The sequence below is a fragment of the Bacillus sp. SA1-12 genome, from assembly GCF_000981385.1.
Lineage (GTDB): Bacteria > Bacillota > Bacilli > Bacillales > Bacillaceae > Metabacillus.
The window spans coordinates 1-1,103 of the sequence record NZ_LATZ01000060.1 but is presented as its reverse complement, the minus strand read 5'-3'; the positions used below and the strand labels follow the sequence as shown (position 1 = coordinate 1,103).

Annotated in this window: 1 protein-coding gene; it reads left to right on the top strand. The window is 35.5% G+C overall.

The features are described 5' to 3' along the window. On the top strand, nt 1-1,103 hold a 1,103-nt coding region (gene istA / locus WQ54_RS17655), incomplete at both ends, for an IS21 family transposase (RefSeq protein WP_046585932.1).

Sequence of the window (1,103 nt, the reverse complement as noted above, 5' to 3'; positions counted from 1 at the left end):
TCCCAAGAAAACAAAAAACAAATCTTCAAAAATTGATGAGTACTATGGAGTTATTTCCCTTTTATTATCAAAAGAATCAAAACAAGTGTTTTATTATAAACGAGTGCTCTGGCAATATTTAAAAGATAATCACGACTTGGATTGTGCAGCTTCTTCTTTTCGTAGATACATTCAAAGTAAACCTGAGTTTCAATCTTACTTTAGTGAGGGAAAGAGAATCAATTCAACTCAATCTAGTATCAGGTATGAAACTCCACCAGGGGAACAGGCACAACTTGATTGGAAAGAGAACATTCGGTATGAAACAAAAGATGGTGAAGTTGTTCATGTAAACGTGGCGGTATTATTGCTTTCATATTCTAGGTTTCGAACTTTCTATATGACCATATCAAAGTCACAAAGTGTGCTATTGTCATTTTTAACAGAAGCATTTGAAGCCATAGATGGTGTACCGAAGCAGATCGTGACTGACAATATGAAAACGGTAATGGATGAAGCAAGAACAAATTATACCAAAGGAATAGTCAATAAACGTTTCGCTCAATTTGCGGATGATTTTGGATTTAAAGTGCAGCCTTGTATTGCAGGAAGACCGAATACAAAAGGGAAAGTTGAATCACCCATGAAATATTTAGACGAAATTCATGCTTATCAAGGGAAGTTTAGCTTAGAAGAACTTCATAAGTTTGTGCAACAACTATGTGAAAGAATCAATCATAGTTATCACCAGGGGACCGGAAAGATACCAATTTTAGCATTAAAACAAGAAAAGAACCTCTTAATGCCCCTCCCACGGCAACAAATAAGAGATTCTTACAAAATCAATCATACGCTTGTAAAAGTGAATTCGTCCAACATGGTGTCGTATAAGTCCAATCAATACTCAGTTCCAGCTGAGTATCAAGGGAAGACTGTTGGCTTACAAGCATATGATGATCAACTATTCATTTATTATAACACGGAGTTAATTGTCCAACACCAAATTAGTCAATTAAAAATCAATTACAAGGATGAGCACTACAAAGCAGAGCTCAGCAGAGCTCTTCCATACTATCCTGATATTGATCATCTGGCAAAGAAAAATTTAGAGACAATTGGAGATG